Origin of the sequence: Neobacillus sp. (assembly GCF_031988165.1) — a bacterium.
Lineage (GTDB): Bacteria > Bacillota > Bacilli > Bacillales > Cytobacillaceae > Neobacillus > Neobacillus rhizosphaerae.
On sequence record NZ_DALZYO010000004.1, the window covers coordinates 108,627 to 121,249 of the forward strand.

At 42.8% G+C, this 12,623-nt stretch carries 10 protein-coding genes and 1 pseudogene; 7 read left to right on the forward strand and 4 right to left on the reverse strand.

Annotated elements, in window-relative coordinates:
• The 3 genes from RTR43_RS03590 to RTR43_RS03600 form a co-directional block, all read right to left on the reverse strand.
• On the reverse strand, window positions 1-904 hold a 904-nt coding region (locus RTR43_RS03590), incomplete at its 3' end, for an NCS2 family permease (protein ID WP_312469712.1).
• Window positions 905-1,157: 253 nt separating this feature from the next.
• Window positions 1,158-2,369 (reverse strand): aminotransferase, encoded by a 1,212-nt coding sequence (locus tag RTR43_RS03595; RefSeq protein ID WP_312469713.1) that lies wholly within the window; start codon window positions 2,367-2,369, stop codon window positions 1,158-1,160.
• Complete coding sequence (locus RTR43_RS03600; RefSeq protein ID WP_312469714.1) at window positions 2,366-2,872, reverse strand: Lrp/AsnC family transcriptional regulator; 507 nt, start codon at window positions 2,870-2,872, stop codon at window positions 2,366-2,368. The genes RTR43_RS03595 and RTR43_RS03600 overlap by 4 nt, the downstream gene beginning before the upstream one ends.
• Window positions 2,873-3,045: 173 nt before the next feature.
• On the opposite strand from RTR43_RS03600, the gene RTR43_RS03605 reads away from it, so the two are divergent.
• The 4 genes and pseudogenes from RTR43_RS03605 to RTR43_RS03620 form a co-directional block, all read left to right on the forward strand.
• Window positions 3,046-3,507, forward strand: a complete 462-nt coding sequence (locus RTR43_RS03605; RefSeq protein WP_312469715.1) for a hypothetical protein — start codon at window positions 3,046-3,048, stop codon at window positions 3,505-3,507.
• Window positions 3,508-4,245: 738 nt separating this feature from the next.
• Window positions 4,246-5,217 carry a UDP-glucose 4-epimerase GalE gene (galE, locus tag RTR43_RS03610; RefSeq protein WP_312469717.1) on the forward strand — a complete coding sequence of 324 codons (972 nt, stop codon included), beginning with the start codon at window positions 4,246-4,248 and terminating at the stop codon, window positions 5,215-5,217.
• A 299-nt stretch (window positions 5,218-5,516) separates the two neighbouring features.
• Window positions 5,517-6,809 (forward strand): dicarboxylate/amino acid:cation symporter, encoded by a 1,293-nt coding sequence (locus tag RTR43_RS03615; RefSeq protein ID WP_396954529.1) that lies wholly within the window; start codon window positions 5,517-5,519, stop codon window positions 6,807-6,809.
• A gap of 248 nt (window positions 6,810-7,057) precedes the next feature.
• Window positions 7,058-7,297, forward strand: a pseudogene (locus RTR43_RS03620) (YitT family protein); the annotation flags it as partial.
• Window positions 7,298-7,446: 149 nt separating this feature from the next.
• On the opposite strand, the gene RTR43_RS03625 reads toward RTR43_RS03620, so the two are convergent.
• Window positions 7,447-9,474: a molybdopterin-containing oxidoreductase family protein gene (locus RTR43_RS03625; RefSeq protein WP_312469806.1), complete on the reverse strand. Its 2,028-nt coding sequence runs from the start codon at window positions 9,472-9,474 to the stop codon at window positions 7,447-7,449.
• Between the two features lie 264 nt (window positions 9,475-9,738).
• On the opposite strand from RTR43_RS03625, the gene RTR43_RS03630 reads away from it, so the two are divergent.
• The 3 genes from RTR43_RS03630 to RTR43_RS03640 all read left to right on the forward strand — a co-directional run bounded on the left by RTR43_RS03630 (window position 9,739) and on the right by RTR43_RS03640 (window position 12,610).
• A complete protein-coding gene (locus RTR43_RS03630; RefSeq protein WP_312469720.1) occupies window positions 9,739-10,470 on the forward strand; it encodes a sensor histidine kinase in 732 nt (243 codons plus the stop codon).
• Entirely contained in the window at window positions 10,471-11,172 is a 702-nt protein-coding gene (locus RTR43_RS03635) for a response regulator transcription factor (RefSeq protein ID WP_312469721.1), read from the forward strand.
• A gap of 112 nt (window positions 11,173-11,284) precedes the next feature.
• Window positions 11,285-12,610 carry a hypothetical protein gene (locus RTR43_RS03640; protein ID WP_312469722.1) on the forward strand — a complete coding sequence of 442 codons (1,326 nt, stop codon included), beginning with the start codon at window positions 11,285-11,287 and terminating at the stop codon, window positions 12,608-12,610.
• Window positions 12,611-12,623 lie beyond the last annotated feature (13 nt).

A 12,623-nucleotide genomic window follows, 5' to 3' on the forward strand; every position in this document is an offset into this window, starting at 1 on the left:
CCGTTGTCGGACTCGTTCCAAACATCGCGCCAACAGCAGTAGCAATTGAATCGGAGAGAAGTGCTTTGCGTGCCCGGGGCAGTTTGTTATTTTTCATTAAACCAGCTTGGTTTGCGACACCAATCATCGTTCCGGTAGTATCAAAAATCGTTACTAATATAAAGGAAAAAACAACGGCGTAAAGGCTGTGGTGAATCACATCGGTCATCGCTGTCAATGGATTAGAGACAATAAGTCCTTCGGGAAGCGTAGGAAAACCAATGAATCCTTTATCAAATTTAAGCTGACCAGTAAAGAAGGCAATTACTCCCGTGATGATCATGCCAAAAAATAAGGCACCGTTGACCCTTAGCGCCATTAATATAAGTGTGATAGCAAGCCCTATTAACGTCAAAACGGCTAATGGGGTATGAAGATCTCCTAGACCAACGAGATTGGTCGGGTGGGCGGTAATAATTTTTGTTAGGCGTAGACTGATAAAAGCAATAAATAGGCCGATACCTGCGGTAATCCCGTGCTTGAGGTTTTCCGGGATGGCCTCAATTAATTTTTCCCTTAGCGGGGTTAAGGATAAAATGACAAAAATAATCCCAGCAATAAAGACAGCGGCGAAGGCTGTTTGGTAACTAATCCCCTGATGGCCGCCGACGACAGAATAGGCAAAGTAGGCGTTTAATCCCATTCCGGGTGCGATAGCGATTGGATAGTTTGCAAACAATGCCATCCAAAGTGTTCCGACAACCGCGGCAATGATGGTTGCTGTAAATACTTGATTAAATGGAACGCCAGCATCGGCAAGTATAACTGGGTTTACCACGACAATATAAACCATCGTGAAAAAAGTGGTGATGCCCGCTATGATTTCTGTTTTTGCATTTGTATGATTTTCTTTGAGTTTAAACATCGTAGTTCCTCCATAAAACCGAACGTTTTTTTAACAACCTTTATATATTATTCGTTTTTTGGTTATTTTTCAATAGGTAATTTTATTGTATCCATTTTTTTGCCGGTCACTCCTAGTCTGTTGTCAAAGCTCGGAGCTGTACTTTACTTCAGAAATAAACCACCCTGTTGAAAGCAACAGGGTGGTTGTGTGAAATCGGTAAACGATTCAGGAAAAGGTTTGTTTTCTCTATTTTTATAGGCAATTCGTTATATTAATAGTAAATGGATTCTCCTACATGGTTATTACTGGATACACCTTTCGCTTCAATAAACCTCTGCATGCGTTTCAGTGCTTCCTGAAGCTGCGGCATAGAGGATGCGTAAGAGCAACGAATATAGCCTTCGCCGCTTTCGCCAAACACATTGCCGGGAACGACCGCTACTTTTTCCTTCATCAGTAGCTCTTCGGCAAATTGTTCGGATGTAAGACCAGTTGCCCTTATCGAAGGGAACACGTAGAAGGCACCGCCGGGGGTATGGCAGTCCAAGCCGATGTTGTTCAGTGTTTGGACGACATAATTTCGCCGTCTTCGGTAGCTTTTTTGCATTGATTCCACTTCGTGAAACGTGTTGCGAAGCGCTTCAATTGCACCGTATTGCAACATAGTGGGAGCACACATCGTCGTGTATTGGAAAATTTTCAGCATAACCTCGACCAATTCCTTAGGAGCCGCAAGCATCCCCAAGCGCCAGCCCGTCATCGCAAATCCTTTGGAAAAACCGTTGATTAAAATCGTTCTCTCATACATGCCGTCGATGGAGGCGAAGCTTGTAAAAGTTTCATCATAGGTTAATTCAGCATAAATTTCGTCGGAAACGACAAGTAAATCATGCTTGTTAATCATTTTTGCGATTTCTATCAGTTCCGTTTCGTTTAAAGAAGTGCCGGTAGGATTGTTTGGAAAACAGAGCAAAATGGCTTTCGTTTTTTCGGTAATCGCCTGTTCTATTTGTTCAGGAGTCACTTTAAAGCCATTTGCCGCTGAGGTTGAAACGGCTATCGGTTTCCCGCCGGCTAATGAAACCAGGGGTGCATAGGATACAAACGCCGGTTCGACAATCAATACCTCATCACCCTGGTTTAAAATTGCCCGGAAGGCTAGATCGATCGCCTGGCTTGCTCCGACTGTGACGATAATTTGATTTTTCGCGTCGTACTCTACGTTAAACCTTGTCTTGAGATAGATGGAGATTTCCTCCCTCAATTCCAGCAAACCTGCGTTAGCGGTATAGGAAGTAAAACCTTGCTCCATTGATAAAATGGCGGCTTCGCGAATATTCCAAGGGGTGATGAAGTCTGGTTCACCGACACCTAGAGAAATTACGTCTTTCATACCGGCGGCGAGGTCGAAAAATTTTCTTATGCCAGAGGGCTGCAACTCCTTAGCCGTTTGTGAAATATAGTGGGCATAGTCGTTTTTCATGGTGAAACCACCATTCTTCGGTCTTTATCGTCAGCCCCACTTTCAAAAATCACGCCATCATGTTTGTATTTTTTCAACATGAAATGGGTGGTGGTGGAGACGACGTTTTCAATTGTTGATAGTTTCTCCGATACAAAAGCAGCGATTTGATTCATCGTTTTTCCTTCAATGGTGATGGATAAATCATAAGCACCGGACATGAGATACAAAGAGGACACTTCAGGAAAACGGTAAATTCTCTCGGCGACCTCGTCAAAGCCTACTCCCCGTTTTGGTGTTACCTTTACATCAATCATGGCAACGATGTTTTCTTGCCCCTCCACCTTGGTCCAATCAATTAAGGTTGGGTAACTCATAATAATTTTCTCGTCTTCTAGCTTTTTGATAGTGCTTTGGATTGTTTCTTCGCTTGTCATGGCCATTAGGGCAATCGTTTCTACGGATACCTTATGGTTTTCTTCGATTATTTTTAAAATCTCCAGTTCTTCACTGCTCAGTTTCATTTCTTGCAGCCTCCTCAAAAAATCAACAACTCTCATTGTTGATTTTAATAGAGATGACCATGAGAACTCAAATAAAAAATTGTTATTTATACGAAGATTTAGCTTTAATGACTATTTGGACATGGTGGTGCATATTTTTAATATACGAGCTTTCGAAGATAGAGGAGATTGCAATGGCAAAAAAGTCTGCTCCATTCAAAGGATTAATCATCGGGATTTTATTGGTTGCTGGCCTTTTTCTTGTGTTTCAGTTTGTGAGGGTTTCTCCAGATCAACAAGCAAAGGCGGTTGTAGATGAGTTTTATCACTATGAACAGGAGGGAGATTTCTCGAAATCATGGGCTTTATTTCATTCCGCGATGAAGAAAAAGTTCCCGAAGGGCGGGTACATTCAGGACCGAGCACATGTGTTTATGACTCATTTTGGGGTGGAAAGCTTTACGTATACAGCCGGTAAGCCAGAACAAATAAAGAAATGGAAAATGTCTAAAATCGGTCCAGCACTAGAGAATGTTTATAAGATCCTTGTTACTCAAACCTACAAAGGAAAGTACGGCAACTTTGACTTGAAGCAGGAGGTTTTTGTCGTGAAGGATAAGGATGAGTGGCGGATTGTTTGGGATTATAACCAATAAGGGAATTCGGTATTTAGTGATGATTTGATTTTGTCCAATTTGAAAAAATCGGTTGAGGAGAATCCTTTTCGGGGATTCTTTATTTTTGTCTATTTCTATAATATCACTGCGGACATGTTGTTCCCTTGGTTATAGAAAGGAACCTAAACTAAACATACTTTATGATATACAAAAGGCATATTGGACCTTATTAAAGGCTGTCGTACCAAAGAATGTAACAGATGGTCATTGCTCCCTTTTATAAAAAATGGAAAATAATTTTTAGCCAGCCGAAAAACGCGATCCATAATGGAATGCTTAAGGTTGTCCCCCATATTAACCCAATGAAAAAATTCTCCTGTTTTTCCATGATATTCACCCCTAGTGAAAAGTTAAAGGCTAGTAAAACGTCGTTCATCAGTATGGACTGAAATAAGGGGAATAATTCCTTTTTACAAGAATAACGACCAAATGGGGTATCGATTGTTGAAATTGACCTTTCCTAAGTTGAATTTCCTTTTTTCCTAAAGATATCAAATGTCAGCGAGGAATAAAGGAGAAGCATGTCGGAAACAAAAAAATAATTTCGACAGATTGTGAGTGGTCCAATTTAGTGCCTGACACCCATTGGTGGTATTTTCCACTAAAATGGAATCGATATATAGGGGTTCTTTTGCACTGTGTTTGTAACAAGATGTCCTTTCGTTAACATGTTATAATGGGGAAAGTAAATGAAATTCTAGCTAAGGGGAAATGAATATGATTCTCGTTGTTGGCGGGGTGGGTTACATTGGTAGCCATCTTGTGAAGGAATTAGTTGAAAAAGAAAAGGTCGTTGTGCTGGACAACCTGTCTACCGGACACCGTGCGGCAGTTGACAGCCGGGCAATTTTTGTAATGGGCGATCTCGGCAATGAGGATGACCTGCAAATGGTCTTTAGAAGCTATCCCATCAAGGCGGTTATGCATTTTGCAGCTAATAGCTTGGTTGGGGAATCCGTGGTCAATCCCTTGAAATATTATCAAAATAATGTTGCCTCTACTTTAACCTTATTAAAGGTTATGGAGAAATTTAAGGTGAAAAACTTTATTTTTTCCTCCACTGCTGCTACCTATGGTATTCCTGATGTAGATGTTATTGATGAAAAAACGAAAACGGCACCCATTAATCCTTATGGTCATTCCAAGTTGATGGTGGAGCAAATCCTGGCTGATTTTTCAAAAGCGTATGGCTTGAATTATATTGTGCTGCGTTATTTTAATGCTGCCGGTGCCCATGAATCCGCTGTTATTGGCGAAAGCCATGATCCGGAAACGCACTTAATTCCGATTGTTCTGCAACAGCTTTTAGGTCAGCGGGAAAAAGTGTCTGTTTTTGGCTCTGATTATGATACGGCGGACGGTACTTGTATTCGTGATTATATTCATGTCACTGATTTAGCCGCTGCTCATATTCTCGCACTCGAAGCATTATTAGCAGGGAAGAAGTCGGCTGATGTCTATAATCTTGGCAATGGACTTGGGTATTCGGTGAAGGAAGTAATCGAGACATGTGAAAAAGTCACCGGAGTGAAGGCAAATGTCGAAATGGTTGACCGCCGTGCAGGTGATCCGGCGAAGCTCGTTGCTTCGTCGGCGAAAATCTTTTCAGAACTTGGCTGGAAAGCGGAACGGAATCTAGAACAAATCATCGCAAATGCATGGAAATGGCACAAGCATCAACAATATTAATGCGGGTGCCATCGATGGGGCCTGACACTATCAATGGATTTGTAAAAAATGGAAAATAGTGCCTGACACCCAAGTCAAGCACCATTTTCCATTTTTTATCGTTTATTCGTTAATAAAAATCAACGCTGTGGATAATTTGTATGGGAAATCATGAATAGAAAATTCTTTCGAAAAAGGAAATGCTCAACAGCTTCGTTTGTTGAAGGAATTCAATATTTCGACATATTTGCGATTAATAAAGTTATTTACCTGGCGAGTGAACTTGAGTATTCTTTTTAATGAGAACTTATCTTTTTTTTATGTTGAAAGGCAGTGGGATAGTGAAATCTATTTTTAAAAATTATCGTTTCACGATTATTTTGCTTTCCGCCATCGTAATTGGTGGTGCAGCAGGCTTGTTTTTTGGACCAAAGACAGCGGTGGTTAAGCCGTTTGGAGATCTTTTTCTTAATTTAATGTTCATGATGATTGTGCCCTTAGTATTTTTCAGCATTGCTTCTGCGATCGCGAATATGAACGGCATGAAAAGGCTTGGAAAAATTATGGGCAGCATCCTTGTTGTTTTCTTAGTGACTGCTTCTGTCGCAGCAATTTTGGGACTTGCCGGTGCTTCAATCATTCATCCATTAGAAAATACCGATATTTCTTCAATTAAAGAAGTAATGAATCATTCGTCCGTTGAGACCGATGCTGAGAAACTAACGTTCCTTGACCATCTGGTCGCCACCTTCACGGTATCAGATTTTAACTTATTGCTATCGAGAAGTAATATGCTGCAGCTGATTGTTTTCGCGCTTTTATTCGGGATTTCTACGGCTGCGGTTGGGGAAAAAGCGAAACCTGTTGCGGACTTTTTATCAGCAGCGTCAGCCGTGATCATGAAGATGGTCAGCATCGTCATGTATTACGCTCCGATTGGGCTCGGCTGTTATTTTGCCGCTGTTATCGGGGATCTCGGTCCGCAAATTTTAGAAGGATACGCCCGCTCGTTTGTGCTGTATCTCATTCTTACAGTGATTTATTATTTTGGTTTTTTCACTCTCTACGCTTTTATCGCAGGAGGAAAGGCTGGGGTCAAGCTTTTTTGGAAAAATGCCATCACACCATCTGTCACGGCGCTTGCGACGTGCTCAAGTGCTGCCTGTATTCCCGTGAACCTAGCTATGGTTAGAAACATGGGGGTTCCAAAGGATATTGCCGAAACGATTATTCCACTCGGTGCGAACACGCATAAAGATGGTTCCGTTTTTGGCGGGGTGTTGAAAATTGTTTTTCTATTTGCTTTGTTTGGAAGGGATTTAACCAGCATTTCTAATATGTTGAGCATTCTGGCTGTCGCCTTTTTAGTCGGAGCTGTCATGGGAGCGATTCCTGGTGGTGGGATGATCGGTGAGATGCTGATTATCAGCGTGTACGGCTTCCCGCCTGAAACGTTGCCAATTATCGCCGTCATCAGCACCATCATTGATGCACCGGCAACACTGCTAAATGCCACTGGCAACACTGTCTGTGCCATGTTAGTGACACGCTTGGTCGAAGGGAAAAACTGGATGGTAAAAGCGTTAAAAAGCGGCGGAGAGGAAGTCGCGTAGAGAGAGCATCTTCATGATGTCATTCATGGTGTCAGGTACCTTTTATTGATGGTGCCTGACACCTTTTTGTAAAAAGGATATTTTATAAGTAAACCCGGTTACACGAGGTGCTGATTGATTCAAGCATTGAAATTGAGGAGAGAACTGGGGGATTTTTTGAGCAGTTCGGGTCCAAGCCTAAATAGACTTGGACCCTTTTCTAATAGAAATAAATAATAGGTTAGAAGAAATCGATATTTTGTTATATCATAATTTCCAATTCTCCCGAGTTGGTCCTGGCCAATATCACTAATAAAATGTCCAGCGGCTTAACGGTTTTGGATGGACGCGGCGGCTATACCGGGCAGAATAAAGATGTGCTCTATATCGTTATCAATAAACAAGAAATCGTCCAGCTGAAAAATATTATTAGCGATACTGACGAAAACGCCTACGTCACCGTCCACAACGTCCACGAAATAATGGGTAAAGGGTACAAGGCGAGTTAGGTAGAATTAGTTAGTGGTGTCCGGCACCGTTCGTGGACAAATGTCCGTGTAGAGAGGATGCTTTATACAAGTGCCTGAAATGTCCGCGTGTCCACCACGCGCGGGCATTTGTATTTTTGTGGTGTCAGGCACCATATTGAAAGGGTTCTTTACATTTTCATTACACTGACCCGACCGGAGAAGAAGGTGGCACCGCCGCCCATGTCGGCTATGCGCTCGGGAGTTAGGGAATTTACTAGCTGTTTTCCACCTATTGTATCTGCCCAAAGGCCTTGTGTTACGACTACTCTTGGAAGGACGTTTTCCCCCACAGAAACCTTTAGCTCACATTCTCCGCGATTGTTCCAAACCCGTACCATTTCTCCATCATCAATTCCTTGTGCCGTGGCATCCTTACGATTCATATGCAATCTTGGTTCTTGTTCCAGCTCAATGTGCCTTTGGTTGTTAGAAAAAGTAGAGTTCAAGAAATTATGATTCGGCCCAGGGACAAATTGATAGGGGTGTTCCCCATCGTTTTCCAACGGGATATAGGTTGGCAGCGGCGGGTATCCGTCTACTTTCATCCTCTTCGAATAGAGTTCGATTTTGCCACTCGGTGTTGGCAGTTTTCCAGGGAACATCGGTTTGACCTTGGCCTTCATATATTGCTCCTTAACCAATGCCTCGTAGTTTATTCCTTCTAGATAAGGATTTTGAGGGTTATCAAGCGCCGCAGCAATCATTGACACTTCTGTTTCTTGTAAAAGTGGATCATCGAAACCCATTCCATTAGCAAGCTGACGGAAAACGTCGACATTGGATTTCGCCTCCCCGTATGGTTCGATGACAGGCTGCTGAATTTGCGCAAAATGATGCCAGTACGATGTGTAAAGATCCGTATTTTCAAAGGATGATGTTGCTGGTAAAACTATATCCGCATATTTGGCTGTCTCTGTTAAAAATAGATCATGGACGACGGTAAATAAATCTTCGCGCTCAAGTCCTTTCCTTACTTTCGAACTGCTTGGAGCAACAACCGCTGGATTCGAGCTGTACACATAAAGTGATCTAACTGGCGGATCAAGTGTCAATAATGCTTCGCCAAGTAGGTTCATATTAATCACGCGGGTGTGTTTATTTATCAAAAGGTCAGGACGTTGCAAGTATTCGGTATTCGGAGCAAGGTAGGCAGAGTTTCCTTTGATGCACCCGCCGCCTTTCTCCAGCCATTGTCCGGTGAGAGCAGGCAGACATGCGACAGTTCGGACAAACATGCCGCCATTGTCGTGATGCTGCGGGCCGTTGCCGATCCGAATAAACGAAGGTGACGCTTCACCGTACATTCTTGCGAGCTTATAAATATCATCGACTGAAACTCCGGTCATTTTGGAAACGGAGGCCGGGTCATACTGCAAGACATGCTCCCTTAGTGCTTCATGGCCGACGGTATATTTTTCTAAAAAGCCTTGGTCAACCATGTTTTCGGAAAACAGAATATGCATCAGTCCGAGTGCGAGGGCGCTGTCGGTTCCTGGTAATATCGGAATAAACCAGTCTGCTAATCTGCCAGTTTGATTTTTGTGGACATCGATGACGACAATCTTGGCACCGTTTTGCTTGCGGGCCTTTTGCGCAAGGGCGACCTGATGCATGTTGGTGCTGGCGGCATTGATGCCCCAAAAAATGATTAGTTTGGAATGAATGGTATCTTCCGGGTCGATCCCCAGGCTGCCGCCCATCGTATATTTGTACCCTACAGAGCCAGCGGATGAACAAATCGTTCGATCCAGCTGGGAGGCACCTAAGCGATTCCAAAAACGGCGGTCCATTCCTTCCGCGCTGAGTCTGCCCATGTTCCCATAAAAACTGTAAGGAAGAATGCTATCTGATCCATCTGTTTTGATAAGCTCCTTCCAGCGGGAGGTAATCGTGCTGAGGGCTTCAGCCCAGCTGATACGTGTGAATTTCCCATCGCCTTTGGGTCCAATGCGCTTTAATGGGTATTTCAAACGCTTTTCATCATAAATCCTCTCTGCCATATTCCGAACTTTGTTGCAAATATGACCGTTCGTCACCGGATGTTGTGGGTCTCCCTCAACTTTGACAAGTTTACCGTCTTTTTTATGTAGAAGTAATCCGCATTGATCCGGGCAGTCGAGTGGGCAAACCGCATGAAAAATACCATTTTGCTCCATAATTGGCCTCCCTTTCAAAAATCTGAAACACGATGAGAATGATGTGATAACTATTATTTTTATAAATCATAACATAGCGAGCAAAAAATCATGGGAATTATGAAGGAAGAACAAAGGTTATTTTTAGAGCGGAGTTGGAATCTGTTCCAATATCATTGGAGTCAAGAAATCCAGCGATTAAAAGAAGTCAGCAGGAAAGGGTGACCTTTCCACTATTTTGATTTAAAATAATATTCAGATAAATATTTTAGTGTGGTGGAGTTTATGTTTGTACTTGTGATGTTCCTCGGTGTGCTGATGCCGATTGTCGGCTTAGTTGTCTTGCTGATGTTAGGACTGCTGGATCAAGAGCTGGATGTGCTGGAGCTTGAGAATATCAAAGTACGGCTTGAAAAGGAGCTCCAGGAAAGTGAGTACCGACAGCTGGCAGAGCGAATCCAGCCCCACTTTTTATTTAATGCGCTTAATGCGTTTTTATCGTTGAGTCGAATTGGCAGGCATCGCGATATGACCAAAGGACTTGAGCAGTTTTCCTTGTTTTTACGTTACCGTTATCAGGATCATGAAGCCCTTGTTCCTTTTTCGACAGAGTTAGACCATACGAAAAATTACTTGGCAGTCCAACAGTTGCGGTTTGGGCAACGGTTAATGGTTACCTACGAAATTGACATAGCCTTGCTTGACTGTAAGATTCCTCCTTATACGCTTCAAACATTCGTTGAGAATGCCTTTAAGCATGGACTTGAGAAAAAAGCGGGGGACAAGCTGTTAACAATTTTTTTCGAGCGGGAAGGGAACTGGGTGTCCTTAAAAGTGTTTGACAACGGTCCAGATCGAATCCTCGAGCCCGCCTATTGGAAGGGGACCGGACTTCATAATATCGAGAAACGGTTTCAACTCATTTTTGACCTGCCGTCTACGATTAGACTGTCAGAAACAAAGGATGGGTGTACACTCGCCCATGCCTATTGGCCATACATACCTGGAGATGATTGAATGAACATCCTGATTGTTGATGATGAATATTTGGAAATCGAACAGCTCCGCTATCTGATTCATCGTAAGTACCCATTATGGAATATTTTTGAGGCCGAGGATGGGGTGTCCGCGGGGAAAATCACAGAGAAAGAAAGCATCCATCTGGCGTTTGTTGATATCCGGCTTCCCGGTGAGGATGGCTTGAAGTTGTCCAAGCGTCTAAAGGAAAAACAAGGTGGGATCGAGATTGTTATTGTTTCTGCGCATCAGGATTTTTCTTACGCTAAAAGGGCGATTCAGGCGGAGGTGATGGAATATTTAGTGAAGCCTGTAATTGAACAGGAGTTGTTTGCCGTGATTGAAAAATACCTCCATGTAAATAAACATGCGGTGGCAAAGTCTCCCCATATTCAATATGTGATTAAGCAGATAGAAAACCATTTTTCAGAAAAACTCAGCCTGCAGGAGATTGCGGATGAAATTCCTGTGAGTGCCTCCTATTTAAGCCATTTATTTTCTGAAGAAATTGACTCAACGTTTCAAGAATATCTGTTAAGCTATAGGATTCATCAGGCCAAAAAACTGATTACCGAACAATCCGAGTGGAGTATGAGTAGAATTGCCGAGGCGGTCGGGTTTTCGAGTCAGCACCATTTTAGCAATATTTTTAAAAAAGTGGAGGGTATGACGCCAAGTATGTATAAGGAGAAAAACATATGATGGATGGGGACCTCCTGTTTTCAGGCCGAAAAGTCAGTGTAAGAAAAAAACAGATGATGGTATCAGTACCGACTATTTTTAATACGAGAAGTCAGTGTAAGGAGAATGGTTCATGATTGATTGGTATGTGATCCTTTTCCTTGCGATTGTTATGTTGATTTTTCATATGGGGGAATTTGCAGGGCATAGGAACGTGGCTGACTATTTACAGATCCCTGGAAAAAATCAAGTGTCGACGGGGACTACATCACTGTTGTTTCGACTTCTGACCGGCACGTTTGTGTTTTTTCCCATTTACTTAACCGTTTCCCAAGGGTATATGGCGGGCCTTGTTCTTTCCATCGCTGGAACCGCTGTCCTGTTGTGGTTCAGCGGTAAAATTGGCCGGTTGAACGATGGATTTGCCGTCTATGAAAACCTAGGAGCTTTTTTAAATGCAAGAATTCCTGGCACGGGAAGCGTCCCCATTTATTTGATTTTATTCGTTGCGGGAAGTGAAGGCTTAATCATAACCGGGGTCCTCGCCCAATCGTTTATGAAAGCCGTTTTTGGTATTCAACCAGCATGGACATTGTCGTTGTTGTTCTTTTTTGTATTTGTGTTTTCGGGAATGGGTGGGGCAGGTGGTGTTCAGAAAATAGGGCGCTGGCTGCTGTTTGGTTTTTTTACTGGGATTACGATTTTGCCAATCGTGACCATTCTTTTTCACGGAGTTTCCTCGATTCACGAAGGATTCATTAAACTTCCGGCAGCTGATTGGGATACGGGGAATCTAGTGGCTGCCGCCCTTCTATTCATGGTTTTTACGGCTGGTCATTTGCTCGTTTATTATGTGATGACTGGCGACTTATTAAGAGTCAAGCGGACGAGGCTAAAAACAACGATTAGCCTGACGGCTATTTGCTGGAGCAGTATGCCAGTTGCCTTGTCTGTGATTACAGTTTTCTTGATGTCACATGGTAGAGAAAGGGATTTAGTAGGGCTGTTCCCTCTTATGAAGCACGCTTTTTCAAGTCCGCTTTTGTATGTCCTCGTTGTCAGTGCGCTGTCCTGTTTTGCTTTAAGTCTTGGCGTTTCTCTCCATAATCTGATTAGTTTACTCCTGACAATATTTAAGGGGGACAAGGCAATTCAAAAGGGTTATGCTGCAAGCCTGGTTTTATGTGTTCTGGCTTGTTTAGTGACGCTTGTGCTGGATATTGAAGCTGTGTTTATTTTTTATATCCATTTATTTATTTCATTGTGCCTGCCATTATGGCTTTTGCTCGGCTATCCTGTACGGTGGGGATGGGAACTTTCTATCGTAATCATTGCGTCAACGGTGTTAGGGCTATGGGTTTCTCTTACAATAGGAGTCCTTGCTGGAATGAGCGGGAATCTAGGTCTTTCAACTATTGTCTTATTTTACCTATTTATTAGAAAAATCAGAACAATTTAAAAATAATGCAAAA

What these genes read in the sequence shown, in the direction of transcription:
- RTR43_RS03595 (WP_312469713.1), bottom strand. Translation starts at nt 2,369, where the DNA reads ATGAAAAACGACTATGCCCACTATATTTCACAAACGGCTAAGGAGTTG.
- RTR43_RS03600 (WP_312469714.1), bottom strand. Translation starts at nt 2,872, where the DNA reads ATGAAACTGAGCAGTGAAGAACTGGAGATTTTAAAAATAATCGAAGAA.
- RTR43_RS03605 (WP_312469715.1), top strand. Translation starts at nt 3,046, where the DNA reads ATGGCAAAAAAGTCTGCTCCATTCAAAGGATTAATCATCGGGATTTTA.
- galE (WP_312469717.1), top strand. Translation starts at nt 4,246, where the DNA reads ATGATTCTCGTTGTTGGCGGGGTGGGTTACATTGGTAGCCATCTTGTG.
- RTR43_RS03615 (WP_396954529.1), top strand. Translation starts at nt 5,517, where the DNA reads ATGTTGAAAGGCAGTGGGATAGTGAAATCTATTTTTAAAAATTATCGT.
- RTR43_RS03625 (WP_312469806.1), bottom strand. Translation starts at nt 9,474, where the DNA reads ATGGAGCAAAATGGTATTTTTCATGCGGTTTGCCCACTCGACTGCCCG.
- RTR43_RS03630 (WP_312469720.1), top strand. Translation starts at nt 9,739, where the DNA reads ATGTTTGTACTTGTGATGTTCCTCGGTGTGCTGATGCCGATTGTCGGC.
- RTR43_RS03635 (WP_312469721.1), top strand. Translation starts at nt 10,471, where the DNA reads ATGAACATCCTGATTGTTGATGATGAATATTTGGAAATCGAACAGCTC.
- RTR43_RS03640 (WP_312469722.1), top strand. Translation starts at nt 11,285, where the DNA reads ATGATTGATTGGTATGTGATCCTTTTCCTTGCGATTGTTATGTTGATT.